General features: G+C 64.9%; 20 protein-coding genes. 17 read left to right on the top strand and 3 right to left on the bottom strand.

Annotation, left to right across the window (positions count from 1 at the left end):
- Positions 1-95 precede the first annotated feature (95 nt).
- From AC07YR_RS10075 to AC07YR_RS10065, 3 genes are all read right to left on the bottom strand, one after another.
- Complete coding sequence (locus tag AC07YR_RS10075) at positions 96-1229, bottom strand: PQQ-dependent sugar dehydrogenase (protein ID WP_494733907.1); 1134 nt, start codon at positions 1227-1229, stop codon at positions 96-98.
- 28 nt (positions 1230-1257) lie between these two features.
- Complete coding sequence (locus AC07YR_RS10070; RefSeq protein ID WP_494733866.1) at positions 1258-2358, bottom strand: sunset domain-containing protein; 1101 nt, start codon at positions 2356-2358, stop codon at positions 1258-1260.
- Positions 2359-2433: 75 nt separating this feature from the next.
- Positions 2434-2997 carry a hypothetical protein gene (locus AC07YR_RS10065; RefSeq protein WP_494733865.1) on the bottom strand — a complete coding sequence of 188 codons (564 nt, stop codon included), beginning with the start codon at positions 2995-2997 and terminating at the stop codon, positions 2434-2436.
- A 124-nt stretch (positions 2998-3121) separates the two neighbouring features.
- On the opposite strand from AC07YR_RS10065, the gene AC07YR_RS10060 reads away from it, so the two are divergent.
- The 17 genes from AC07YR_RS10060 to AC07YR_RS09980 all read left to right on the top strand — a co-directional run bounded on the left by AC07YR_RS10060 (position 3122) and on the right by AC07YR_RS09980 (position 25324).
- The gene (locus tag AC07YR_RS10060) at positions 3122-4045 is read left to right on the top strand and encodes a LysR family transcriptional regulator (protein WP_494733864.1); all 924 of its coding nucleotides are present in this window, start codon (positions 3122-3124) and stop codon (positions 4043-4045) included.
- 142 nt (positions 4046-4187) lie between these two features.
- Entirely contained in the window at positions 4188-5909 is a 1722-nt protein-coding gene (gene ilvD / locus AC07YR_RS10055) for a dihydroxy-acid dehydratase (protein WP_494733863.1), read from the top strand.
- Positions 5910-6280: 371 nt separating this feature from the next.
- On the top strand, positions 6281-8182 hold the full coding sequence (locus AC07YR_RS10050; RefSeq protein WP_055796057.1) for an acetolactate synthase large subunit: 1902 nt from the start codon (positions 6281-6283) through the stop codon (positions 8180-8182).
- Positions 8183-8184: 2 nt separating this feature from the next.
- Positions 8185-8697 carry an acetolactate synthase small subunit gene (gene ilvN / locus AC07YR_RS10045; RefSeq protein ID WP_028271611.1) on the top strand — a complete coding sequence of 171 codons (513 nt, stop codon included), beginning with the start codon at positions 8185-8187 and terminating at the stop codon, positions 8695-8697.
- Between the two features lie 79 nt (positions 8698-8776).
- Complete coding sequence (gene ilvC / locus AC07YR_RS10040) at positions 8777-9802, top strand: ketol-acid reductoisomerase (RefSeq protein WP_028271612.1); 1026 nt, start codon at positions 8777-8779, stop codon at positions 9800-9802.
- A 141-nt stretch (positions 9803-9943) separates the two neighbouring features.
- Complete coding sequence (gene serA, locus AC07YR_RS10035; protein WP_055796052.1) at positions 9944-11533, top strand: phosphoglycerate dehydrogenase; 1590 nt, start codon at positions 9944-9946, stop codon at positions 11531-11533.
- A gap of 208 nt (positions 11534-11741) precedes the next feature.
- A complete protein-coding gene (locus tag AC07YR_RS10030) occupies positions 11742-14537 on the top strand; it encodes an ABC transporter permease (RefSeq protein WP_494733862.1) in 2796 nt (931 codons plus the stop codon).
- Positions 14534-15289, top strand: coding sequence for an ABC transporter ATP-binding protein (locus tag AC07YR_RS10025; RefSeq protein WP_028271615.1), 756 nt, complete (start codon positions 14534-14536; stop codon positions 15287-15289). Before AC07YR_RS10030 ends, AC07YR_RS10025 begins: the two co-directional genes overlap by 4 nt.
- Positions 15290-15354: 65 nt before the next feature.
- On the top strand, positions 15355-16914 hold the full coding sequence (gene metG, locus AC07YR_RS10020; protein WP_436057945.1) for a methionine--tRNA ligase: 1560 nt from the start codon (positions 15355-15357) through the stop codon (positions 16912-16914).
- A 414-nt stretch (positions 16915-17328) separates the two neighbouring features.
- Complete coding sequence (locus tag AC07YR_RS10015) at positions 17329-18045, top strand: hypothetical protein (RefSeq protein WP_494733861.1); 717 nt, start codon at positions 17329-17331, stop codon at positions 18043-18045.
- A gap of 88 nt (positions 18046-18133) precedes the next feature.
- Positions 18134-18943 carry a class F sortase gene (locus tag AC07YR_RS10010; RefSeq protein WP_436057943.1) on the top strand — a complete coding sequence of 270 codons (810 nt, stop codon included), beginning with the start codon at positions 18134-18136 and terminating at the stop codon, positions 18941-18943.
- A gap of 81 nt (positions 18944-19024) precedes the next feature.
- A complete protein-coding gene (locus tag AC07YR_RS10005) occupies positions 19025-20077 on the top strand; it encodes a 3-isopropylmalate dehydrogenase (RefSeq protein ID WP_436057942.1) in 1053 nt (350 codons plus the stop codon).
- A 102-nt stretch (positions 20078-20179) separates the two neighbouring features.
- Positions 20180-21292 (top strand): branched-chain amino acid aminotransferase, encoded by a 1113-nt coding sequence (locus AC07YR_RS10000; RefSeq protein ID WP_436057941.1) that lies wholly within the window; start codon positions 20180-20182, stop codon positions 21290-21292.
- A 91-nt stretch (positions 21293-21383) separates the two neighbouring features.
- Entirely contained in the window at positions 21384-22166 is a 783-nt protein-coding gene (locus AC07YR_RS09995; RefSeq protein WP_436057940.1) for an MBL fold metallo-hydrolase, read from the top strand.
- A gap of 85 nt (positions 22167-22251) precedes the next feature.
- Positions 22252-23028, top strand: a complete 777-nt coding sequence (locus AC07YR_RS09990; RefSeq protein ID WP_055796027.1) for a fumarylacetoacetate hydrolase family protein — start codon at positions 22252-22254, stop codon at positions 23026-23028.
- A gap of 44 nt (positions 23029-23072) precedes the next feature.
- Positions 23073-24587, top strand: coding sequence for a glutamate--tRNA ligase (gene gltX, locus AC07YR_RS09985; protein ID WP_436057938.1), 1515 nt, complete (start codon positions 23073-23075; stop codon positions 24585-24587).
- Positions 24587-25324, top strand: coding sequence for an HAD family hydrolase (locus tag AC07YR_RS09980; protein ID WP_055796022.1), 738 nt, complete (start codon positions 24587-24589; stop codon positions 25322-25324). The genes gltX and AC07YR_RS09980 overlap by 1 nt, the downstream gene beginning before the upstream one ends.
- Positions 25325-25356: the final 32 nt, after the last annotated feature.

Genomic DNA, 25356 nt, shown 5'->3' with positions numbered 1-25356 from the left:
TGGTTCTTCCCGATGGCTTTTGTTTCCCTCGTTCATCTCCGCAACGACATGAAACTCTACACGAGTTTTAGCCCGGTGTGAAATCGGCGCCTGCATCAGTCTCCGCGACTGCCTGGGGGCGCCAAAATCAGCGCGGAATCAGGGTTTTGGTTGTTGGTAAGCATCCACAGGGTGCCGTCCGGGGCCAGGGAAACGTCGCGGATGCGCCCGAACCTGGCTGTGAAATGGCTCACAGGATTGCCCGCATTTTCACCATCGAGCGGGACTGCCCACAACCGCTGGCCCCGCAGCGCTCCGAGATACGCTGTGGAGCCTACGATCTCGAGTCCGCTCGGAGACGATTCCGCGGTGGACGGCCAGACGACTTTGGCGTCAATGAAGCCGGGTTTTCCCGGAGCTCCGGTGACCTCGGGCCAGCCATAGTTCCCGCCCGGCTGGATCAGGTTCAGTTCGTCATCCACGTTCGGTCCGAATTCGCTGGACCAGAGCCTGCCCGCGTCATCCCAGTCGAGTCCCTGCACATTGCGGTGGCCAAGGCTGTAGACCGGGTTGTCTCCGAACGGGTTGCCGGGCGCCGGCTCGCCCTTTTCCGTGATCCGGAGGATCTTCCCGCCAAGCGCGTTCGGATCCTGGGGCTGGTCGCGGCGCTGGGAGTCTCCGGTTCCCACATAGAGGTATCCGTCCGGTCCGAAACGGATGCGGCCACCGTTGTGGGTTGAGGCTTTCGGGATGCCAGCGAAAATTGTCTCCGGCGGACCCAGCCCCAGCGCGCCTCCTGGATCACGCTCAGTCAGTGTGAGCCGGGCGATCCGGTTGTCGGACCGGGCTGTGAAATAGGCGAAAAGCGACCGGTCGGAGGCGAAGTGTGGCGACACTGCCAGTCCCAGGAGGCCGCCTTCACCGCCCGGCTCTACTCCGGGGACACTCCCCAGCACCGTTGTCTTCCCGTCCTTGACCGCCTTGAGTTTGGCGCTGTCACGTTCGGAAATGACGGCCGTGCCGTCCGGCAGGAACACCGTGGACCACGGCACGCTCAGTCCCTCCACTGTCCGCAGCACGCGGGGTTCCTGGCCCGCCCTGTTGCTGCCTGTGACTTGACCGGCGTTACCCGTGGGAGGACCGCTGCCGCCACCTGTGCAGGCAACCAACGCCAGCGCCGTCACGACGGCGGTGACAGGTCCCGGGAGGAGCGCAAGCATGGATCTGCGCCCCTCCTTGTCCCGGCTCATGGTGACGGCGGCCCTCCGGTTGCCGGACCTAGTGCCGGCTACGTCGCGGCGCCCGGAAGCCGGCCGCTTCGGCATGGGCGGCTGACTCGAACCAGACCTCCGCTACGGTTTCCTCGTAGGCCGGGCTTGTTTCATCGTGGTAGATCATCTGCTGCGCATTGCCCTTGACTGTGTAGCCCTCGGGTGCGCTGCCATCAGGAGCCGGGGCGGCTGATCCTTCCCCATACGGTTTGTCCGCCGCCAGGTGTCCGGCGGGTTCAGCCGTGTGGCTCGCGGCCCCTTCGGTCGCGGCCGAAGAGGAGGCCGCCTGCATGGTTTCGGCATCCCCCTCGGAAGGGACTCCTGTGTCGTTCGCAACGACCGGCCCGGTCCCGCCGGCCGGTGGCAGCTCCGCCCCCGCTCCTGACTCCCGGGCATCTTTATCCCGAACGGCTGTGTCCAGGACGTCTTCCGCTGCGGCGGATTCGGCGCCGGGAAGAGTGGGAGCATGCGGCTCCGTGTACTCGGGGTGATGGACAGGAGCCGTGGTACCCGTCCCGGCGGCCCGGGATTCGCCCGCTGATTCCTTAGCCGGAGCCTCCATGGTGTGCGATTCGGCGTGCGCTTCCGCCGCGTGCGGGGTGCTGGCCGCCTCGGACCACTGCGCCTCCCACTCAGCTTTGTCGGACACGGCTGCCTTCTCGGACACGGCTTCTTTATCGGGTACGGCTGCGTGCTCAGGTTGGGCTGTCACTTCAGGTTCGGCGGTGCCGGCGGGTTTGACACTCGCGTTCGAGGGAGCCCGGGCGTCCGTGGCCGCTGCGGGCGCCTCCGTCGTGGCCGTTGGGTCTTCGTCCCAGTCGTCCACATCTCCACCGGCGGGTGCGGAAGTTGCCGGTGCGGCTTTGGCTGCCGAGCTGAACCCTGCGGCACCGGGCATTCCGGCGGTGGCGGCCGCGTCTGCCGAAGGTGCTGCGCTGCCTCCGGCAACGGGCCGGGGAGTGCCGGCCTGCCCTGACGGTGGAACGGACGCATCGGTATCGGAGAGCGTCGATGGTCCGGTGGTAGTTCCTGAACTGTTGCGGTTCAGGAGCCACCACACAACTCCGACGATGACTACGATGACGATGACCCAGATAATCCAGTCCATAGCAGAGCCCTTCTGTCCATAAGGCAAGGTTGCCGTTGCTTGACGTTACGTCGGTGTGATTAGGGCTGTAAAGGTTCAGAGGGGCAGCCCGCGCCGGATGAAGTCGGCCATGAATTCATGGAAGTCCGCGGCGTCGTCGGCCTGTTCGATGCTTCGCGGCCCGCGAGCGGACCGTTGGTCCGGTCCTGCCGGCTCCGAAGCCAGCCGCATGCTGTTCTCCACCCCGAAACGGAAGGCTTTCCCCGTGCTTGCGGCCACTTCGTAACCGCCCGGGGAAGACGCGACGGCGGGCAGCCGGAGGGCGTGCGAAAGGTTGGTCATGTTGATCGCCACCGGCACCCCCGCGGCGGCCAGGGATTTTTCATCAAATGGGGCCACGATGATCTCGGCCGGGTGCCAGCGGTAGCCGATAACATAACTCCGCCGGCGCGGAGGAGCCCAGCCACGGGCTGCGGCACCCGTCCCCTCGAAGCTGTTGGAGCCACAGACGAGGTTGTAGTCGCCGTAGTTGGGAATCTGGTGATCGAAAACCGCGCGGAGCCTGGTCTTCAGCTCTTCGCTGCTGAGCGGGGGACCGTCGTGAGTGTCGGGTGCGGGGTTGGTCGCGTCCGGGTTGACCGGCACGGGCTTGCTGTTCACAGTGAAGTCCTGATGGTCGACCGGCGGGGTGGCTTGCACGCTACCAGAGCCGGCGCAGGATGCCTTGTCACGTCGGGACTGCACGAGGGATCCGTGCCCAGGCACTGTCCTGTAGCCTCGCATCATGGATTTGAAACGGCTCCGGATTCTCCGTGAACTCTCGGACCGGGGCACAGTCGGCGCCACCGCCGAAGCGATGGAGGTGACGCCGTCGGCCGTATCCCAGCAGCTCAAGACCCTCCAGGACGAACTGGGCGTTGTCCTGGTCGAGAAGTCCGGCAGGGGAGTGCGGCTGACCGAGGCCGGGCGCGCGATGGCGGCAGCGGCGGCGGACGTGTCCACTGCCATGGCCCGCGCTGAGGCCACCATCGACACCTACCGGCAGGGCTGGCAGACGCACGTCAAAGCGGCCTTCTTTCCGAGCGCAGCGGAAATGTTCCTCCCCGGCCTCCTGCACCGCGTCAAGGCGGTGGAAGGACTCCGGTTCGAGGCCTCTTTCGAGGACCCCGGCGTTGCCGGCTTCGCTGCCCTGGCCGCCGACTACGATATCGTCCTGGCCCACAGCGTTGATGGTCCCGATGTTTTCGCCCGGCAGGGGCTGGTGGTGGTTCCGCTGCTGAACGAGCCGCTGGATGTTGCTGTGCCGGCCGGACACGTCCTGGCGGCGAAGTCCTCGCTGACCGCCGGCGACGTGGTGGGATTTCCGTGGATGGGCGTCCCGGAAGGGTTCCCCTTCGACACGGTGCTGCGCCAGATCGAGGTCCAGGCAGGGTCTCCGGCGGTGCGCGCGCAGTTGTTTCCCGATCTTCGCGTCCTGGAAGCGCTTGTGAGTGCCGGACACGGGCTGAGCCTGCTGCCGCGGTACACCGCCTTGCGGAACCAGGAACGCGGCTTCGTGTTGCGCCCGCTGCTCGGAGTGACTGCCCGCCGGAGCATCGTGGCGCTCGCACGCCCGGATGTGGCGGCACGGACCACGATCGCGCAGGTCCTGTCCATGCTGGAGGCCGAAGCTACGGCGATCAATGCCGCCGGACTCCGTGACGCCTGACACAATCCAAGGCAGCTCGGGCCTTAGCCGATCTCATTATTCGAGACGAGAGTCCACTATTTGATCGAAATATTCCCGGTTTTCGGCTTAACGGGGCCCTCCGGGTCGTTGGCGTCCCGATCGGAGTCATAGACTTTGACCCATGAGTGAGGACACCCAAACAGCAACCGAGAACAAGATTGACATCAAGCCCCGCAGCCGGGTCGTCACCGACGGGATCCATGCCGCACCCGCGCGCGGTATGTTCCGCGCAGTCGGCATGGGCGATGACGACTTCTCGAAGCCCCAGATCGGCGTCGCGAGTTCCTGGAATGAAATCACTCCCTGCAACCTCTCACTGAACCGACTGGCCCAGGGTGCCAAGGAGGGTGTCCACGCAGGCGGCGGTTTCCCCATGCAGTTCGGCACCATCTCCGTCTCGGACGGCATTTCCATGGGCCACGAGGGCATGCACTTCTCGCTGGTCTCCCGCGAAGTCATTGCCGACTCCGTGGAAACCGTGATGCAGGCCGAGCGCATCGACGGCTCCGTGCTCCTCGCAGGCTGCGACAAGTCCCTGCCGGGAATGCTGATGGCTGCCGCGCGCCTGGACCTCGCCAGCGTGTTCCTCTACGCCGGCTCCATCATGCCGGGCTGGGTCAAGCTGGAAGACGGTTCCGAGAAGGAAGTCACCCTTATTGACGCCTTCGAAGCCGTGGGTGCCTGCGCCGCCGGCAAGATGAGCCTCGGGGACCTGGAGCGCATCGAAAAGGCCATCTGCCCGGGTGAAGGAGCCTGTGGCGGCATGTACACGGCCAACACCATGGCCTGCATCGGCGAAGCCCTGGGCATGTCCCTTCCGGGCTCTGCCGCCCCGCCGTCGGCAGACCGCCGTCGTGATGAGTTCGCCCGCAAGTCCGGCGAAGCAGTGGTCAACCTGCTCCGCCTCGGCATCACGGCCCGCGACATCATGACCAAAAAGGCGTTCGAGAACGCCATAGCCGTGACCATGGCCTTCGGCGGCTCCACCAACGCCGTCCTGCACCTGCTCGCCATCGCCCGTGAAGCCGAAGTCGAACTTACGCTCGACGACTTCAACCGCATCGGCGACAAGATCCCGCACCTCGGTGACCTTAAGCCCTTCGGCCGCTACGTCATGACCGACGTGGACAAGATCGGCGGCGTGCCGGTCATCATGAAGGCCCTGCTCGACGCCGGACTGCTGCACGGCGACTGCCTCACCGTTACCGGCAAGACCCTTGCCGAGAACCTCGAGTCCATCAACCCGCCGGACCTCGACGGCAAGATCCTTCGTGCGCTGGACAACCCGATCCACAAGACCGGCGGCATCACCATCCTGCACGGTTCCATGGCGCCGGAAGGCGCCGTCGTCAAGAGCGCCGGCTTCGACGCCGACGTCTTTGAGGGCACCGCCCGCGTCTTCGAGCGCGAACAGGGCGCCCTGGATGCTCTGGACAACGGCAAGATCAAGGCCGGCGATGTCGTCGTCATCCGCTACGAAGGTCCGAAGGGCGGTCCGGGCATGCGCGAGATGCTCGCCATCACCGGCGCCATCAAGGGCGCGGGCCTCGGCAAGGACGTCCTGCTCCTGACGGACGGCCGCTTCTCCGGCGGGACCACCGGCCTGTGCATCGGCCACGTTGCTCCTGAAGCAGTCGACGGCGGCCCCATCGCCTTCGTCCAGGACGGCGACAAGATCCGTGTCGACGTCGCAGCACGTACCTTCGACCTCCTGGTCGACGAGGCCGAGCTGGAATCCCGCAAGATCGGCTGGGAGCCGCTTCCGGCCAAGTTCACCAAGGGCGTGCTCGCCAAGTACGCCAAGCTGGTGCACAGCGCCTCCACCGGCGCATACTGCGGCTAGGCCGGTTCCGGCAGGTTCAACCACCGTCTGGTGGTTGAACCTGCCGAAACCCGGTTCAGCTGACTGATCCCGGGCCGGGGGATCAATCCGTGGACAATGGCGTCCACAATGTGAGACGGGGGTGTGTGTCGTTGACACCCGTCTCACCAGAGGGAAAACTGAACGCATGATCGCATTCGTTACTAGCTGCGCCGCTGCAGAGGCAGTCGTCGTCCTTACCAAGCGCGTGGCTCAATAGCCCGACTGGTAACGAACCGTCACGCGCAAACCCCTCGAAGAGCCTCACGGCTGAGGGGTTTTTTTATTTGTTGCACATATTGAACCCGTCATGAGATGTACCCGCTAATAAAGATCCACAAAGGAAGAGTCCGATGAGCAAAGGATCGCCGATCAGCCCCTCGCTGATGGCTACAAAGTCCGCTGGAGCCCCCAAGGCTCCGGAACGCGCCGACCGCACGGCTGATGCCGGCGTCGAGCACGCTGCTGCTGTCTCTCCTGTACTCGGACCGAACAACGTCGTACCCCCGACGGTGATGACCGGTTCACAAGCTATTGTCCGCTCGCTCGAAGAACTCGGCGTGGACGATATTTTTGGTTTGCCCGGTGGCGCGATCCTGCCCACCTATGACCCCTTGATGGCCTCCCGCATGAATCACGTGCTGGTCCGTCACGAACAGGGAGCCGGCCACGCCGCGCAAGGCTACGCCATGGTTACCGGGCGGGTGGGCGTTTGCATTGCCACCTCGGGCCCCGGCGCCACCAACCTCGTTACCGCCATCATGGATGCGCATATGGATTCCGTGCCGCTGGTGGCCATCACCGGCCAGGTGTCCAGCGGAGTCATCGGTACCGACGCTTTCCAGGAAGCTGACATCGTGGGCATCACTATGCCGATCACGAAGCACTCGTTCCTGGTGACCAACCCCAATGACATCCCGCATGTCATGGCCGAGGCGTTCCACCTTGCATCAACGGGCCGGCCCGGCCCCGTCCTGGTGGATGTTGCCAAGGATGCCCAGCAGGGCCAGATGACCTTCTCCTGGCCGCCGAAGATCGACCTTCCCGGCTACCGGCCGGTGGTCCGGGGCCACAATAAGCAGGTTCGCGAAGCGGCGAAGCTGATAGCCGCGGCCAGCAAGCCCGTCCTCTACGTTGGCGGCGGCGTGGTGAAGGCGCATGCTTCGGCGGAACTGCGGGAACTCGCCGAAATCACCGGCGCCCCTGTGGTCACCACCCTGATGGCCCGCGGCGTGTTCCCGGACTCGCACCCGCAGCATGTCGGCATGCCGGGCATGCACGGCACGGTGTCCGCTGTCACCGCGCTGCAGCAGTCCGACCTGCTCATCACCCTGGGCGCCCGTTTCGATGACCGGGTGACCGGCGTCCTGAAGACCTTCGCGCCGAACGCCAAGGTGATCCACGCGGACATCGATCCCGCCGAGATCTCCAAGAACCGCACGGCGGACGTTCCGATCGTGGGCTCCGTCAAGGAAATCATTCCGGAACTCACCGAAGCGGTGAAGACGCAGTTCGCTGCTTCCGGCAAGCCGGACCTGGAGAACTGGTGGACGTTCCTGAACAACCTGAAGGATACGTATCCGCTGGGCTGGACCGAGCCCGAGGACGGACTCACCGCACCGCAGCGCGTCATTGAGCGCATCGGTGCCCTGACCGGTCCCGAAGGGATTTACGTTGCCGGCGTCGGACAGCACCAGATGTGGGCGGCCCAGTTCATCAAGTACGAACGCCCCCACGCCTGGCTGAACTCCGGCGGAGCCGGCACCATGGGCTATGCGGTCCCCGCGGCCATGGGCGCCAAGGTGGGTGCACCGGACCGTGTGGTCTGGGCCATCGACGGCGACGGCTGCTTCCAGATGACCAACCAGGAACTGGCCACCTGTGCCATCAACAAGATCCCCATCAAGGTTGCCATCATCAACAACTCCTCGCTGGGCATGGTGCGCCAGTGGCAGACCCTCTTCTATGAGGGCCGGTACTCGAACACCGACCTGAACACCGGCCACGAGACGGTCCGCATCCCGGACTTCGTGAAACTGGGCGAGGCCTACGGCTGCGCGTCCTTCCGGTGCGAGCGCGCTGAAGATATCGACGCCACTATCCAGAAGGCCCTTGAGATCAATGACCGACCCGTGGTCATCGACTTCGTGGTGAGCCCCGACTCCATGGTGTGGCCGATGGTGCCCGCCGGAGTGAGCAACGACCAGATCCAGGTCGCCCGCAACATGACCCCGGAATGGGAAGAGGAGGACTGATCATGACCCGCCACACGCTGTCCGTTCTGGTCGAAGACAAACCCGGTGTGCTGACCCGAGTCGCGAGCCTCTTCGCGCGCCGGGCCTTCAACATCAATTCCCTGGCCGTCGGCCCGACGGAAGTTCCGGGCATGTCCCGGATGACCGTCGTCGTCGACGCCGACGGTGACCTGATCGAACAGGTCACCAAGCAGTTGAACAAACTTGTCAACGTGATCAAGATTGTTGAACTGACCTCAGAATCTTCCGTACAGCGAGACCACATCCTGGTCAAGGTACGTGCGGATGCCGCAACACGCCTGCAGGTGACCCAGGCTGCAGACCTGTTCCGCGCTTCAGTGGTCGACGTCTCCACAGACTCGGTGGTCATTGAAGCAACCGGCCACCCCGAAAAGCTCACCGCACTGCTGTCAGTGCTTGAGCCCTTCGGCATCCGCGAAATTGTGCAGTCCGGCACCCTGGCCGTTGGACGGGGATCCCGCTCCATGAGCGACAGGGCTTTGCGCAGCGCTTAGGCGCAGCGCACAGCCCGTGCAGTAACGCAACACCACAGACTATTTACACTCGAGAATCCACTCAAAAGGAGTTACGCAAGTGACTGAAATGTTCTATGACGACGACGCTGATCTGTCCATCATCCAGGGCCGGAAGGTAGCCATCGTCGGCTATGGCTCGCAGGGCCACGCCCACGCCCTGAACCTGCGCGACTCCGGCGTTGAAGTTACCATCGCCCTCAAGGAGGGCTCTGCCTCGATCGCCAAGGCACAGGACGCCGGATTCACGGTCAAGAACGTCGCCGACGCCGCCGAATGGGCCGACGTCATCATGATCCTGGCGCCGGATCAGCACCAGCGCTCGATCTACAACGACTCCATCAAGGACAAGCTGACCCCCGGCAAGGCCCTGGCCTTCGCCCACGGCTTCAACATCCGCTTCGGTTACATCGAGGCACCGGAGGGTGTTGACGTCATCCTGATCGCCCCGAAGGCTCCCGGCCACACCGTGCGCCGCGAATTCGAAGCCGGCCGCGGCATCCCGGACATCATCGCCGTCGAGCAGGACGCCACCGGCGCGGCCTGGGACCTGGCCAAGTCCTACGCCAAGGCCATCGGCGGCACTCGCGCCGGTGTCATCAAGACGACCTTCACCGAAGAAACCGAAACCGACCTCTTCGGCGAGCAGGCTGTCCTGTGCGGCGGTGTTTCCCAGCTGGTCCAGTACGGCTTCGAGACCCTGACCGAGGCCGGCTACCAGCCGCAGATCGCCTACTTCGAGGTGCTTCACGAGCTCAAGCTCATCGTTGACCTCATGTGGGAAGGCGGCATCGCCAAGCAGCGCTGGAGCGTTTCTGACACCGCAGAGTACGGCGACTACGTCTCCGGCCCCCGCGTCATCACCCCCGAGGTGAAGGAAAACATGAAGGCTGTCCTCGGCGACATCCAGAACGGCGCGTTTGCCAAGCGCTTCATTGAAGACCAGGACAACGGCGGCGTCGAGTTCAAGGCGCTGCGTGCCAAAGCTGAGCAGCACCCCATCGAGAGCGTCGGCCGCGAACTGCGCGGCCTGTTCTCCTGGCAGCAGCAGGACGAGGACTACGTAGAGGGCTCGGCAGCCCGCTAAGGCTGCCTGCCGCCAGGCCATCGGCCAGGTGCCCTTCACAAGGCAGCAGTGAGGCCGGGTTCACACTTAACAATGTGAGCCCGGCCTTTCCGTCAGCCTAGACTTGATTTATCCCCCGGACTGCAACGCAGAGGATCAGCCGTGTCAAAACCCGTAGTACTGCTCGCCGAAGAACTTTCACCCGCCACAGTCGAGGCCCTCGGCCCGGACTTCGAAATCCGCCAGACAGACGGCTCGGACCGTTCCCAGCTGCTCGCTGCCATCGTGGACGTTGACGCGATCCTGGTCCGCTCTGCCACGCAGGTGGACGCTGAGGCCATCGCTGCGGCCAAGAACCTGAAGGTTATTGCCCGCGCCGGAGTGGGCCTGGACAACGTCGACATCAAGGCCGCCACGCAGGCCGGTGTCATGGTGGTCAACGCCCCGACGTCGAATATCGTCTCTGCCGCTGAACTGACTGTTGGGCACATCCTGAGCCTCGCGCGCCACATTCCGCAGGCCAGTGCCGCGCTCAAGGACGGCGAATGGAAGCGCTCCAAGTACACGGGCATTGAACTCTACGAGAAGAAGATCGGCATCATCGGCCTCGGCCGGATCGGCGCCCTCGTGGCAGCCCGACTGAAGGGCTTCGACACCAAGATCCTGGCGTACGATCCCTACATCACGTCCGCCCGCGCCGCCCAGCTGGGCGTGCAGCTGGTGACCCTGGACGAGCTGCTGGCACAGTCGGACTTCATCACCATCCACATGCCCAAAACGCCCGAAACGGTGGGCATGCTCGGCGCAGAGGCGTTCAAGAAGATGAAGAAGACCGCCTACGTCATCAACGTCGCCCGTGGCGGCCTGGTGGACGAGGAAGCCCTGCACGCTGCCCTCAAGGACGGCGAAATCGCCGGTGCCGGCGTGGACGTGTTCGTCAAGGAACCCAGCACCGACCTGCCGTTCTTCGAGATGGACAACGTGGTGGTGACCCCCCACCTGGGCGCCTCCACTGACGAAGCCCAGGAAAAGGCCGGCGTCTCCGTGGCCAAGTCGGTGCGGCTCGCCCTGGCCGGCGAACTGGTCCCCGACGCAGTGAACGTTGCCGGCGGTGTCATCGCTCCGGACGTGCGCCCGGGCATCCCGCTGATCGAGAAGCTGGGCCGCATCTTCACCGCACTGACCCACGCATCCCTGACCCAGTTCGACGTCGAAGTTGCCGGCGAGATTTCCTCCCTGGACGTCAAGGTGCTGGAATTGGCCGCGCTCAAGGGCATCTTCGCCGACGTCGTGACCGAACAGGTCTCCTACGTCAACGCCCCGGTCATCGCCGAGCAGCGGGGCATCAACGTCCGCCTGATCACCACGCCGGACACCGAGTCGTACCGCAACCTCCTGACGCTGCGCGGTGCCCTGAGCGACGGCAGCCAGATCTCCGTCGCCGGGACACTGACGGGTCCCAAGCAGATCCAGAAGCTCGTGGGCGTCAACGGCTACGAGGTGGAAATTCCCATCAGCGAACACCTGGTGGTGGTTGCCTATGCGGACCGTCCCGGTGTCATCGGCACCATCGGCCACATCCTGGGCATGAACAACATCAACATCGCCGGCATGCAGGTTGCGCGCCAGGCCGAGGGCGGCCAGGTCTTGGCCCTCCTGACCATTGACAGCTCGGTTCCGCAGCAGGTCCTTGACGCGATCAAGGCCGGCATCGGTGCCGAGATGGTGCGGGAAGTCGACCTCGAAGACTGACCTCCCGCCTAATCGGTGAACTTCTCGTGACAGACGTTAACTTCTGCCACGTATGATTGGCCGGTCTGCGTACAATGGCTGGGTCCGATTTTCGGATCCGGCCGGCAGACCGGCCATTATTTTTTGCACACCCGGCAGGGGACGCCTTCACATCCGTTAGATGTGGACAGAGGTGTGCGCTCACGCAATCCAGCTTTCAGGGAGCCCAATGAACGCCGTCCAGAGGTTCATCAGAAGCCGAGTGCTTTTGCTGACCGCGGCCATTTTGATCGTCGCCATGTGCCTGTCCGTCCTCGTCCAGGGCCAGTCACAGGCAGCGCTCAACCGAACAGTCGACCAGAATTCCCGCGGACTTTATGACATCCTGGTCCAGGCCAAGGCAGGTTCCGGCGGCGCACTCATGCAGCCGGAAATCGCCAACGGCCAGGGCGGTATCAGCTTCGATCAGCTTGATGGCATCAGGAAGCTCACCGGCACCTCAGTGGCGGCCCCCATCAGCCTCGTTTCACGGGTATCGCAGAACCTCGAAGCGCCACGGCTTGACGCAATGGACTACCTCGGATTCAACGCCGGCCTCGTGGGCACGGCGACCGCAGGGGAGCCCGGCGGAACCGACCCCAGCAAGTGGCCGGCAGCGGAATCGGTCCTCACTGACGAGGCCAAGAAATACCGCATGACGGCCACTGCGGTCAGCTCCGACGGACAGTCGGAACAGACCCTGTTCAAGTCCATGGCCGAAGGTTCCCTCGGCAAGGCCAAGCTCGTCGAAGAGCAGACCGCCGGCGGCAAGAGCATCCGCATCGTAGGCGCCGATGGGGAAACGGGCATCAAGTTCCCGGCTCCCGCGGGCGGCTCCGAACACAACCTTTTCAACCTGTCGGTGTCCCTGCCGCTGGCGCCACAGGTGACAGAGTCCGTCGTCGCCGTCGACCCCGTGTCCGAACGTGCCCTCCTGGGCACCGCCGGCGACTTCCTTGCTCCGCTCGAAAAGGCGCCGCCGGCAGACGCCCGGAACGCCGGGGCCATAGGCCGCCACTTCGAAAGCCTGTTCACCACGGGAATCAGCATGCAGGAGCTTGAAGAGGGGCCTGACTTCCTCGGCGTCAAGCTCAAGTACTGGGCACCCCTGATGACCCAGTACCAGCAGGCCAAGCGCGCAGGGCAGCTCACCGCTGATTCCCAGGCGATCCCGCTGATCGTCCGCTCCGGCACCTCCCTCGACCTCAAGTACTCGGTCAAGATCGAGGAAATCGACGGCTCCGGAAACGTGGTCAAGGACGTGGGCACGGTGACTCGTTCGCTGGACAAGGACTACCTTCCGTTCGTTTCCAAGTCGCCGTTCGCCCTGTCCTGGCCGGGCTCGCAGGACTACTCCCAGCTGCTGGGGAACACCGGCAACTTCAGCCAGGGCCTCTACAACCCGGCAACGTGGAGCACCGACTTCGCGTCCGCCCCCAAATACACCGACGGTGCCACCGCCGGCAACGGCGCCGTGGACAAGACCGCCACACCGGGGGAGTGGGTGACCGTCAACCGCCTTCCGGAGAAGGGTGCGGGCGGAGCGCCCGTCGACCAGACCCAGCGCGAGCCTGTTGACGAACGTTCCTACCGCGACAGCCTGGAGACCGGCACCAAGGTCGCCGCGCCGCTGGCCATGGTCTACGGCACGTTCGACGCCGAGAAGGTCAAGGAAGCCGCCGGGGACGTCAACCGGCTGCCCCTGGGCGGCTACGATCCGTCGCCCCTCACCCTGACCGAGGACGCCCAAGGCAAGAAGGTGGAGAACACCGAACTCAAGCCGTCACTGAGCGCGACGGGACTGGTCAGCCAGTCTGCCGGTGCGATTACCGACTACTACGGCCTCGCCGCCGCCCGGGGATACGAACAGAACGCTTCGGTCATCGACGCCGTCCGCGTCAAGGCCAAGGCGCCGGGCAGCTGGAAGGAGTCCCAGCCGGAGGTCGAGAAACTCGCGGACGAAATCCGCGACATGGGCCTCGAAGCAACGGTTGTTGCCGGCTCGGCGCGTGAAGACGCCAACATTTTCGTTCCCGGATACTCCAAGGACGGCGCCGGCAAGGAATCCGCGCTGGGCACCGTCACCCAGTCGTGGGTCCGCCAGGATGCAGCCGACGCCGTGTCCGGTTCCCTGACCGGAACCAACGTGACGCTGCTGTTCCTCACCCTGTGCGGTGCCGCTTTGCTGACCGGCGCCTCCACCGTCAGCTACATCCGCCAACGCCGCCGCGAAGCCGGCACCCTGCGGGCCATGGGGTGGACCCAGAACAGGATCCGCAGCTGGGTTCTCGCCGAGTTCGGCGTCGGAGCGGCCATGCTGGCGATTGCCGGGATCATCCTGAGCCTGGTCAGCTGGAACCTCGCTACGGTCATCGTTTCCGCCTCAGTGCTGGTGCTCTACGCCGCCGCCGCCTACTTCGCGGCACGGCAGCTGAGGCACCGTGACGAAATCGACCAGGAGCCGCAGCACGACGAGCGGCTGATCGCCGTCGACTCCCCGCTCACGTTCGCCAACCGCCAGTTGAGCACCAACAAATTCAACACGATCTCGCTGGCCGTGGCAGTCGGGGTTTTTGGTGCCGCCGTTGGTGGCCTGATCGCCCTGCTGATCGACATCCCGAGAGCCGCCGGCGCCAGTGCCCTCAGCGGCCTGGCTGCTGCCAGCGTGGCGCTGCCTAGCATCGTCCTGGCACTCTCCGGAGTAGCTGTGGGGCTGGTGCTGACCCTTGTCACCGGACGGTTCGAGCTCCAGGCCAAGCGGCAGTACCTCGGCACCCTCGAAGCCATGGGCTGGAACCCGGACATGCTGGGCCAGGTCCGGCTGTTCGAAAACGCCCTCGTGGGCACGGTGGCCCTGCCGCTCGGCGTGGTCGGCGCCCTCGGCATCGGCCTCCTGCTCGCCCCCTATGCTGCGCTCTGGGCCGCCCTGGCCGGACTCGTGGCTGTACTTTGCTGGATTCCAATTGCAACGAAAGTGGTCCAATGAACAACGACCTGAATCTCGACCGGATTCCCCAGGATGACGCCGGGGACGGCTCGCTCCAGACCCGTGCAAACACCATCCTGAAGGCCGCAGACCACGGGACCCCGCTGGAACTGAGCAACATCACCATCCGCTACGGCGGCCAGAAGGGCGGAGCCGACGCCGTCAACGTCGTCGAAGGCTTCGACCTGACCCTCCACGCCGGAGAAATGCACTGCGTCGCCGGCCGAAGCGGTTCCGGCAAGACCAGTATCCTGACCGTCGGCGCCGGCCTTACCCTGCCGACGTCGGGCCGTGTGTACTGGGAGGGCCAGTCCCTCGAGAGCATGGGCGACGACGAAATCGCCGACCGCCGCCGGGCCCTGATCGGCTACGTCGACCAGGGCGGCGCGCTGATTGACGGCATGAGCGCACTGGAGAACGTACTGCTGCCGGCCGTGCCGGACGGCGAAGTGGACCAGCGCCGCGACATGGCAAAGGACCTCCTGGACCTTGTCGGCCTGGGCCGTCGCATGCGCCACCGTCCGGCCCAGCTGTCCGGCGGCGAGCGGCAGCGTGTGGCGATCGCACGTGCCCTGATCCTGGGCACCCGCGTCCTCGTGGTCGACGAACCGACGGCGAGCCTGGACCGTACCTCGGCCAACCGCATCATCAGCATCCTGAAGGACACCACGTCCGACGGAATTGCCGTGCTGGTGGCGTCACATGACCACGAACTTGTCCGGCTCAGCGATACCCTGACCGAACTGATCTAGATTTAGGGGTAGCGTTCCACCAGCTCCCGGCCCGCACCGCTTCCGAAAAAAGGTAACTTCCCAGAGTGTCGTCTTCAGCCCAGACCCCGTTCTACATCACCACCGCCATTACGTACCCCAACGGCGTGCCGCACATCGGCCATGCCTACGAGTACATTGCCACCGACGCAATGGCCCGGTTCAAGCGCCTGGACGGCTACGACGTTTTCTTCCTGACCGGCACGGACGAGCACGGCATGAAGATCGCTCAGACGGCCGAAAAGGAAGGCATTACGCCCAAGGAGCTGGTGGATCGGAACGCCGAAATCTACAAGGCCGCCCACTCCGCCCTGGGAATCTCGTACGACCGCTTCATCCGCACCACGGACGAGGACCACTACGCCGCTTCCCAGGCCATCTGGAAGAAGATGGAGGCCAACGGGGACATCTACCTGTCCAAGTACGAGGGCTGGTACTCGGTCCGCGACGAGGCGTATTACGTTGAAGACGAGACCGTCGTCAAGGAAGACGGTCTCCGCTACTCGCGCGAGACGGACACCGAGCTGACCTGGACGGCCGAGGAAAGCTACTTCTTCCGGCTCTCCGCCTACCAGGACAAGCTGCTGGCACTGTACGAGGCACACCCGGAATTCGGTGCCCCGCAGTCCCGCTTCAACGAGGTCATCAGCTTCGTCAAGCGGGGGCTGGACGACCTCTCCATCAGCCGCACCACGTTCGACTGGGGCGTTCCCGTGCCCGGCAATGACAAGCACGTCATGTACGTGTGGGTCGACGCGCTGACCAACTACCTGACCGGCGTCGGTTACCCGGACATCGACTCGGAATCCTTCAAGAAATTCTGGCCCGCCGATGTCCACGTGATCGGCAAGGACATTTCCCGCTTCCACGCCATTTACTGGCCGGCGTTCCTGATGAGCGCCGGGCTGGAACTGCCCAAGCGGATCATGATCCACGGATTCCTGAACAACAACGGCGTCAAGATGTCCAAGTCGCTGGGCAACGTGGTGGCTCCGTCGGATTTCGTGGCACAGTACGGCCTGGACCAGGTGCGCTTCTTCTTCCTCCGCGAGGTGCCCTTCGGCGCCGACGGGAGCTACAGCCACGAGGCCATCGTCGGCCGGATGAACTCCGACCTCGCCAACAACTTCGGGAACCTGGCACAGCGCTCACTGTCGATGGTCGCCAAGAACTGCGAGGGCCGGGTCCCGGTCCCCGGCGTCTTCACTGCAGAGGATGCCGCGCTGCTGGCGCAGGCCAACGGACTGCTGGACGCCGCCCGGGCCGCGTTCGAGAAGCAGGAATTCAGCCGCGCCCTGGAAGCGATCTGGGGCGTCCTTGGCGACACCAACGCGTACTTCGCCGAGCAGGCGCCATGGGTGCTGCGCAAGACCGACGTCGAGCGCATGAACACGGTGCTGTACGTGACCGTTGAGGTGCTCAGGATCGTTGCGATCCTGGTCCAGCCGGTCATGCCGACCGCGTCCGCCGCACTGCTGGAAACCCTCGGCCAGCCCGACGGCGACGCCCGCCTGTTCGCGGCGGTCGCCGCGCCGCTCGTTCCCGGCACGGAGCTCCCTGCACCGGCCCCGATCTTCCCGAAGTACGAGGAGCCGGCCGAAGCGTAGTCCGGCCGGACACCCTGGCGTCCCGCCATAATTCCCCCGATGCTCCCTCACTTGCCACAGCAGGTGGGGGAGCGCTTTTATGCCCGCTGATTTGCCGGTGCGAGGTTCGGGCCGTGGCAGAAGCGCCCAAGTTTCCAAGTAGTCCGCCGTATGCGTGCGAGTGAATATTTTCACGAAGCAGGTAATTGGTACCTGTGCCTGTTTGAGTAAACGCGTACCTGTTACTCGGGTTTAACCGGAGCCGCAAACCTAGCCTGAAAAGGCAAGCGAACTGATGACACTGTCTGGGGAGTAACTGTCGCCTTCACTTCGCTGTTTGAGGTCTCACACAGGTTTTGTTTTTACTGGTCTCGAAGACGGTTACTCCGCACAGTCTGGTCAGTTCGAATCGGATTTGGTATGGAGGGACCGAACATGAAACGGACAATAGCCACTCTGGGGGTGGTGGGCCTCGGCGTTATGGGGGCCACAGTGGCGGCCTACGCCGCGCCACCGGCTTCCAGCGACGGAAACAGCATTATCATCTGCCACGCCAAGGGCGGATCTGGAAGCTATACAGCGGTAGAGGTCAGTGTCAACGGGCTTTCGGGACACAGCGGGCACGCTGACGACGTTGTCCCGCAGAACAATGGCGACACTCTGCCGGGCGGCCAGAACCTGACACCGGCGAATCTCGCACTTCTCGCCCAGGGCTGCGCGGGCGGGGGTGTCGTACCGACAACTCCGCCGCCGCCTCCGCCCACGGACGAACCAACGGATGAGCCGACGGTCACCCCGACGGTCACCCCGACGGATGAGCCGACGGACGAACCAACGGTCGAGCCGACGGTCCCGCCGACTGATACGTCGACGACTCCTGCGGTTGTCACAGTGGTAGTGCCGCCGGCAACCACACCGGCGGCCGTCACGCCGGCTCCCGCTGCAGTGACCCCGGTTGCGTCAACGCCCCAGGGGGCTGCCGCAGCATCCGTTCCGGCAGCTAGCAATACGGGCTACAACGTCCAGACGGCCGTGGGCAGCTCCCCTGGCGGAGTCCCCGCCTGGCTGACCATCCTGACCGGCCTCTTTACCGCGGCAGGTGCCTGGGTGCTCGTCAAGAGCGGCCTGCGGTCGCGCGGCGCAAGCAGCTAGGACTGTAAACCCCGGGGCGGGTGCCGTGAACTTACGGCGCCCGCCCTCCGGTTGTGCATCACCTTCCTAAAATCTTCAGGAGCCCAGCATGGTCTGTCACGTCCGGTACCGGCATAGGCATGCCGCCCGTATCCGCAGCCTGGTTCTTAGCACCCGGGACCTCCTGGTGCTGGCCTTCTGCGTCGCGGGGATTCTCGGGGCCTGGCTGGCCTACGGTGTGACCGGATCCGGCAACCACGGAGCAACTGCGGCCGGGGAACCGGCGGCAATAGTCCTGTCCGGGCGCTTGCCGGATCCGCTGGCGCAGGCCACGATGCCTGCCGCCGGAGCGCAGGCCGCGGAATCCGTTGCAAAGACGGATCCTGTTGCGTTGCACGCCGTACCGTTGCCTGCCGAGCCGTTGGCCGCAGGCGGTGCAGCCCCGGCGGCACCGCCTGCTCCTTCCTATCCCGCGGCGGCGGCACCGCAGCGCATCATCTACCCGGCTGCCGGCATGGACGTTGTGGTGCACCCCCTGGAACCGGAGTCGGTCGACGCCGCAAGCCACAGCATCGTGCCACCGGAGACGATGGATGGCTACTGGCTCGCGAACCTCGGGACGCCCGGCGCTGGCTCCGTGAACACCAGCTATGTCATCGGCCACAGCTGGGAGGGGCTTGACGCGCCGTTCAACCACTTGAGTTCCGCCGCCGCGGCCGGGGACGAGTTGACAGTTGCCACGTCAACCGGCGCCATCACCTACAGGGTGGACTCCGTGACCACGTACACGAAGGCCACCTTGAAGGACAGCCCCATCTGGGCAGTGGTTCCCAACCGGTTGGTCCTTATCAGCTGCTACACGGAGGATCCGTGGGGTAAGAACGTTGCCGTCGTCGCCTCGCCCCTGCCAGGCCGCTGATACGCACCGGCCGGCATTCCTGGCTGTTCGAATATTGAGACGACTTGACCATCATGTGGATAGCTTGGTTACGCTGAAACGATGAGCGCACCCACGATTAATCTTGCTGTCATTCCCGGCGACGGCATCGGCCCCGAAGTTATCGCCGAAGCGTTGAAAGTGTTGGAGAAGGTTGTAGCCGCCGAAGGCGTCACGCTGGACCAGACCCACTACAAGCTGGGAGCCCAGCATTGGCTTGAGACGGGCGAGACCCTCCCGGAGGCAGTACTCAGCGACCTCCGCACCCGCGATGCCATCCTCTTCGGCGCCGTCGGTGCAGCCCCCGGTGACACCCGGATCCCTTCCGGCATCATCGAACGGGAGATGCTGCTGAAGCTTCGCTTCAGCCTGGACCATTTCGTCAACCTGCGCCCGTCACGCCTCTTCGGCACGGTCGGCAGCCCGCTGGCCAATCCCGGCGACATCGATTTCATTGTGGTCCGCGAAGGCACCGAGGGCCCGTATGTAGGCAACGGCGGCACCCTGCGGGCCGGGACCAAGCACGAGGTTGCCACCGAGGTTTCGCTGAACACGGCCCACGGCGTGGAACGGGTTGTCCGGGACGCATTCCGCAGGGCCAGCGAACGCCCGCGCAAGCACGTCACCCTTGTCCACAAACACAATGTCCTGGTTTACGCCGGCCATTTGTGGAAGCGGACAGTCGAAGCGGTGGCGCAGGAATTCCCGGACGTTACCCACGACTACCTGCACATCGATGCTGCCACCATCTTCATGGTCACCGACCCCGCACGCTTCGACGTCATCGTCACGGACAACCTCTTCGGTGACATCATCACCGACCTCGCCGCTGCCGTCACCGGCGGCATTGGCCTCGCGGCCTCGGGCAATATCAACATGGAACGCACCGCTCCGTCCATGTTTGAACCCGTGCACGGATCTGCCCCTGACATCGCCGGTCAGCAAAAGGCCGATCCAACGGCGGCAATCCTGTCGGCGGCCCTGCTTCTGGACCACCTCGGCTATGCGGAGGCAGCGAAGAAGATCGAAGCGGCAGTCATTGCCGACGTCGAAACCCGGGATGGCCGGGAGCGCACCACCAGCGCGATCGGTGACGCAATCGCCGCCGCCGTTTAGGGCCACGCATCGGGCGTAAGCTAGTTTCGAATCACCAATAATGCTGCCGTGGTCCGACGCTGAACCACGTTCACACACCAGGCAGCCGACCGTGGAGGAACCATGACTCAGACTGCCCATGGCGTCGAATTCACCCATCAGCCTTCGGTAACCCCGAAGTCTGCTGAAGAGCGAGCAGCCATCCTGGCGAACCCGGGTTTCGGCAACTATTTCACCGACCACACCGCAGTTGTCGACTACAGCGTCGACGAGACCGGCAAGGGCGGCTGGCATGACGCGCGCATCGAGGCATACGGTCCCATCTCGCTTGACCCGTCGGCGGCGGTGCTGCACTACGGCCAGGAGATCTTCGAGGGCCTCAAGGCCTACCGCCATGCCGACGGCTCGGTCTGGACGTTCCGCCCGGAGGCCAACGCCGCCCGGCTGAACAAGTCCGCCCGCAGGCTGGCGCTGCCGGAGCTTCCGGAGGAGTACTTCCTCGGCGCCATCCGCGAACTTGTGCAGGCCGACCGCGAGTGGGTTCCCGCCGGGGACGGCGAGGCGCTCTACCTGCGCCCGTTCATGATCGCCACGGAAGCGTTCCTGGGTGTCCGCGCGGCCAGGGAAGTCTCCTTCCGCGTGATTGCATCACCGGCCGGAAACTACTTCGGCGGCGAGCTGAAGCCGGTGTCGATCTGGATCTCCCGGGAGTATGCCCGGGCTGGCCGCGGCGGCACCGGTGCAGCCAAGTGCGGCGGCAACTACGCAGCCTCCCTCATCGCCCAGCAGGAGGCCGAGGCCCACGGCTGCAAGCAGGTCCTCTTCCTGGACCAGTTCAATGACAACGCCGTGGAAGAACTCGGCGGCATGAACGTTTTCTTCGTGATGAAGGACGGCTCGCTGGTCACCCCCGCCCTGACCGGGACCATCCTGGAAGGCGTCACCCGGATGTCCGTCATGCAGGTGGCCAAGGACATGGGCCGCACCGTCACCGAGCGCAAGATCACCCTGGACGAATGGCGGGATGGCGTCGCCTCGGGCGAGATCACCGAGGTCTTCGCCTGCGGGACTGCAGCTGTCATCACGCCCATCGGAGTGCTCAAGGACGCCACCGAGTTCATCGGTTCCGAGGATGCGAAGGCGGGGGAGACCACCATGGCCATCCGCGAGCAGCTTCTCGGCATCCAGACGGGCACGGTCGAGGACACCCACGGCTGGCTGACGCGCCTCGCCTGAGTCTCCCCACTTTCCTGACGCACGACGCCGGGTGGGCCGTAAGCATTACGGCCCACCCGGCGTCGTGCGTTAACAGTGCGAAGATGGGTGGGTGAATCCCGAATCCTTTCCGTCGATTCTTCCGGCCAGCGACCTGACGCGGTTCCGGCTAGCACCCAACCCCGGACCCATGAGCCTTGACGGGACCAATTCATACCTGCTGGGCGGCCCCGATTCGGGCAGCACCGTGGTGGTGGACCCCGGGCCGCTGGACGAACAGCACCTGCGGGAACTGGCCGGGGCAGGGAGGGTGGAGCTCATCCTCATCACGCACCGTCATGCCGACCACACCGCGGCGGCGGCGCGCTTCCACGAGCTCACCGGGGCGCCAGTGCGCGCAGCAGATGCACGGCACTGTCACGGCGGGATTCCCCTGGCTGACGGGGAAACCATCCTCGCGGCGGGGGTTGAGATCCGTGTGATTGCCACGCCCGGCCACACCTCGGACTCGCTCTGTTTTCATCTGCCCGCCGACGGCAGGCACGGATCGGTACTGACCGGCGACACAGTTCTGGGCCGCGGCACCACGGTGCTGGACTTCCCCGATGGCAAACTGGGCGACTATCTGGCAACCCTGGACAGGCTTGAGGGCATTGGCCCGGCCACCGTGCTGCCTGGTCACGGAGCCGTGCTCCCGGCGCTCGATGAAGTTGTCCGTGCCTACCGGAACCACCGGCACGAACGGCTCGCGCAGATCCGGGCTGCCCTGGCGGGCCTTGGGCCATCTGCGGGGGTGGGCGAAATCACTGATGTCGTCTATGCGGATATCGACCCCGCCGTCCGTACGGCCGCTGAGAACTCCGTGGCCGCACAGCTGGAGTTCCTCCGCGGCTGAGCACCGGGATGCCGGGCTCCGGCGCGGTGCTGGCGCGGCAGTGCCCGCGGCGGGACGCCCGAGCGGAGACTGTACGCTAGGAACCATGCGTATCGCCCGTTTTGTAGCTGATTCTGATCCCCTCTACGGTGTTGTTGAAGGCGAGCCCGGCAGTGAGGTAGTCACTGTTATCAAGGGCGACCCCTTCTTTCACGGCGTGGAACGAACCACAATAAAGCACAAGCTGGAGGACGTTCGCCTCCTCGCGCCGATCATTCCGCGCAGCAAAGTGGTGGGCGTGGGCCGCAACTTCGTCGAGCACGCCGCGGAACTGGGCAACGAGGTCCCCAAGCAGCCGCTGCTGTTCCTGAAGCCGAACACCTCGGTGATCGGCCCCAACGATCCCATCGTGCTGCCCGAATTCTCCGAGGAAGTCTCCTTCGAGGCCGAGCTGTGCGTCGTCATCGGCCGCATCTGCAAGGACGTGCCCGAGGACCGCGTGGATGACGTCATCTTCGGCTACACCTGCGGCAACGACCTCACCGCCCGCGACGTCCAGAAGACGGACCTGCAGTGGGCACGGGCCAAAGGCTTTGACACTTCGGCGCCGCTGGGCCCGTGGATCGAAACCGAGCTCGACACCGAGGACCTCCGGATCCAGGGCCGGCTCAATGGGGAACTGCGCCAGGACGGCAGCACGAGCCAGATGATTCGGGGCGTCCGCGAGCTCGTCTCGGTAGTCTCCCAGGCCTTCACGCTGCTTCCCGGCGACGTGATTATGACCGGTACGCCCGCTGGTGTGGGCGTGGTTGCGGCCGGCGACCGCTTTGAGGTGGAGATCGAAGGCATCGGCCGGCTCTCCAACCCGATCGTCCGGCGCTAGCGGCGAGGCCCGGCCTCCGGGCAGGCGGTAAAGTTGGAGTCACTATGACTACTCCTTCTGTGTCCAACGCCGTCTCCAGTCCTGCCGTCACCGCCGAAACCCCGGTCCGGGTGCGGTTCTGCCCGTCGCCCACGGGCACGCCGCACGTCGGCCTGATCCGCACGGCGCTGTTTAACTGGGCATACGCCCGGCATACCCAGGGAACCTTTGTCTTCCGCATTGAGGACACGGATGCGGCGCGGGACTCGGAAGAGAGCTACGAGCAGTTGCTTGAGGCCCTGAAGTGGTTGGGCATCTCGTGGGAAGAGGGCGTGGAAACAGGCGGACCGCACGAGCCGTACCGCCAGTCACAGCGCCTGGATCTCTACAAGGACGTCGTGGCCAAGCTGCTGGAAGCCGGCTACGCCTACGAGTGCTACTCCTCGCCGGATGAAGTTGAAGCGCGCCACCGTGCCGCCGGCCGCGACCCCAAGCTCGGCTACGACAACTTCGACCGTGAACTGACCGAGGAGCAGATTGCCGCGTTCAAGGCGGAAGGCCGCGAACCGGTGCTCCGTGTCCGCATGCCCGATGAGGACGTCACCTTCACCGACATGGTCCGCGGCGAAATTACCTTCAAGGCCGGAAGCATCCCGGACTACGTGATTGTTCGCGCTGACGGGTCCCCGCTGTACACCCTGGTGAACCCGGTGGATGACGCGCTCATGGGGATCACCCACGTCCTGCGCGGCGAGGACCTGCTGTCGTCCACCCCCCGCCAGGTGGTGCTGATCCGCGCGCTGATGGACATCGGCGTCGCAAACTACATGCCGGTGTTCGGCCACCTTCCCTACGTGATGGGCGAGGGCAACAAGAAGCTGTCCAAGCGTGATCCGCAGTCCAACCTGTTCCTGCTCAGGGACCGCGGATTCATCCCCGAGGGCCTGCTCAACTACCTCTCCCTGCTGGGCTGGAGCCTGTCCGCCGACGAAGACATCTTCACGGTGGAACAGCTCATCGAGCACTTCGACGTCCACGACGTACTTGCCAACCCGGCACGCTTTGACATCAAGAAGGCTGAAGCGATCAACGGCACGCACATCCGGATGCTGGAAGCGGACGACTTCAGGGGCCGTCTCGTTCCTTACCTCCGCGCAGCCGGCCTCGTGGGGGAGAGCCTTACGGCCCGCGAAGAGGAGATCCTTGCCGAGGCAGCACCTCTGATCCAGGAGCGCATCGCCCTGCTGGGCGAGGCTCCCGAGATGATTTCCTTCCTGTTCAAGAACGACGACGCCATCGACGTTGCGGACGACGCCCGCAAGGGACTGCCGGAAAACCTCACCGAGGTGCTGGACGCGGCAATCGCAGCCCTCGACGCCGTGGCTGACTGGAACGCCGAGAGCATCCAGGCCGCGCTGAAGCAGGCGCTCGTGGAAGGCCTGGGCGTGAAGCCGAGGCTGGCGTTCGGCCCGGTCCGGACGGCCATTTCCGGGCGCCGGATTTCACCGCCGCTCTTTGAGTCAATGGTGATCCTGGGCAAGGCATCCTCGTTGGCCCGCCTGCACGCTTTCCGCGGCTGATGACTGCACTGCGTGGCGACGGCGGCCGTGTGCTGCACACGGGCTTCGGCGTCATCCGGGGCGTGCTGTTCGATATTGACGACACCCTCGTGGACCTCGAATACGCCATGACCACGGCGCTGCGTGATGTCAGCGAGCATCTCCTGCCCGGCCTGGACCAGGCCGGGTGGGAGAAATTCGGGCGGATCTTCACGCACGAAACCACACATTTCTATGACCGCTACCTGGCCGGGGAGCTGACTTTCAACGAGCAGCGGCTCCTCCGCGGGCGGGCCGCCCTGGGACATTTCGGGGTGGAACTGGAAGAGGGGGAGGAATCCCACGCGTGGGTTACGTCCTACGCCGCCCTGCAGCACGGCTATGTCCGTGCGTTTGAAGACGTGGCCCCTGTGCTGGACGCCCTCGACGCCGCAGGAATTCCCTACGGAGCGGTGAGCAACAACGTGCACGATTACCAGCGGGTGAAGCTGGATACTGCGGGACTTCAACGGATCAGGGTGCTGGTGGGCACGGACACCGTGGGCGTGCCCAAACCGGATCCGGCCATCTACCTCGAGGGCGTACGCCTCCTTGGCAGCAGCGCCGCTGAAACGCTCTATGTGGGAGACAACCGCCTGCTGGACGCGGAAGGTTCGACGGCGGCCGGCCTGCTGGGCGTATGGCTGAACCGCAGCGGTGAAACGGAGTCTGTTTTTGCCGGCCACCAGGTGGGGTCGCTCGTCGAGCTGCTGGGATAGCCCGCGGCCGGTGGCCCCGCCCGGTCCGGGCG

Source organism: Arthrobacter sp. GW460-12-1-14-TSB2, from assembly GCF_059423525.1.
This window is presented reverse-complemented; position numbering and strand designations above follow the sequence as displayed.

Excerpts from the sequence above, each read along its gene's own strand:
- AC07YR_RS10075 (WP_494733907.1), bottom strand. The coding sequence starts at position 1,229 with ATGAGCCGGGACAAGGAGGGGCGCAGATCCATGCTTGCGCTCCTCCCG.
- AC07YR_RS10070 (WP_494733866.1), bottom strand. The coding sequence starts at position 2,358 with ATGGACTGGATTATCTGGGTCATCGTCATCGTAGTCATCGTCGGAGTT.
- AC07YR_RS10060 (WP_494733864.1), top strand. The coding sequence starts at position 3,122 with ATGGATTTGAAACGGCTCCGGATTCTCCGTGAACTCTCGGACCGGGGC.
- ilvD (WP_494733863.1), top strand. The coding sequence starts at position 4,188 with ATGAGTGAGGACACCCAAACAGCAACCGAGAACAAGATTGACATCAAG.
- AC07YR_RS10050 (WP_055796057.1), top strand. The coding sequence starts at position 6,281 with ATGAGCAAAGGATCGCCGATCAGCCCCTCGCTGATGGCTACAAAGTCC.
- ilvN (WP_028271611.1), top strand. The coding sequence starts at position 8,185 with ATGACCCGCCACACGCTGTCCGTTCTGGTCGAAGACAAACCCGGTGTG.
- AC07YR_RS10030 (WP_494733862.1), top strand. The coding sequence starts at position 11,742 with ATGAACGCCGTCCAGAGGTTCATCAGAAGCCGAGTGCTTTTGCTGACC.
- AC07YR_RS10025 (WP_028271615.1), top strand. The coding sequence starts at position 14,534 with ATGAACAACGACCTGAATCTCGACCGGATTCCCCAGGATGACGCCGGG.
- AC07YR_RS10015 (WP_494733861.1), top strand. The coding sequence starts at position 17,329 with ATGAAACGGACAATAGCCACTCTGGGGGTGGTGGGCCTCGGCGTTATG.
- AC07YR_RS10010 (WP_436057943.1), top strand. The coding sequence starts at position 18,134 with ATGGTCTGTCACGTCCGGTACCGGCATAGGCATGCCGCCCGTATCCGC.
- AC07YR_RS10005 (WP_436057942.1), top strand. The coding sequence starts at position 19,025 with ATGAGCGCACCCACGATTAATCTTGCTGTCATTCCCGGCGACGGCATC.
- AC07YR_RS10000 (WP_436057941.1), top strand. The coding sequence starts at position 20,180 with ATGACTCAGACTGCCCATGGCGTCGAATTCACCCATCAGCCTTCGGTA.
- AC07YR_RS09990 (WP_055796027.1), top strand. The coding sequence starts at position 22,252 with ATGCGTATCGCCCGTTTTGTAGCTGATTCTGATCCCCTCTACGGTGTT.
- gltX (WP_436057938.1), top strand. The coding sequence starts at position 23,073 with ATGACTACTCCTTCTGTGTCCAACGCCGTCTCCAGTCCTGCCGTCACC.
- AC07YR_RS09980 (WP_055796022.1), top strand. The coding sequence starts at position 24,587 with ATGACTGCACTGCGTGGCGACGGCGGCCGTGTGCTGCACACGGGCTTC.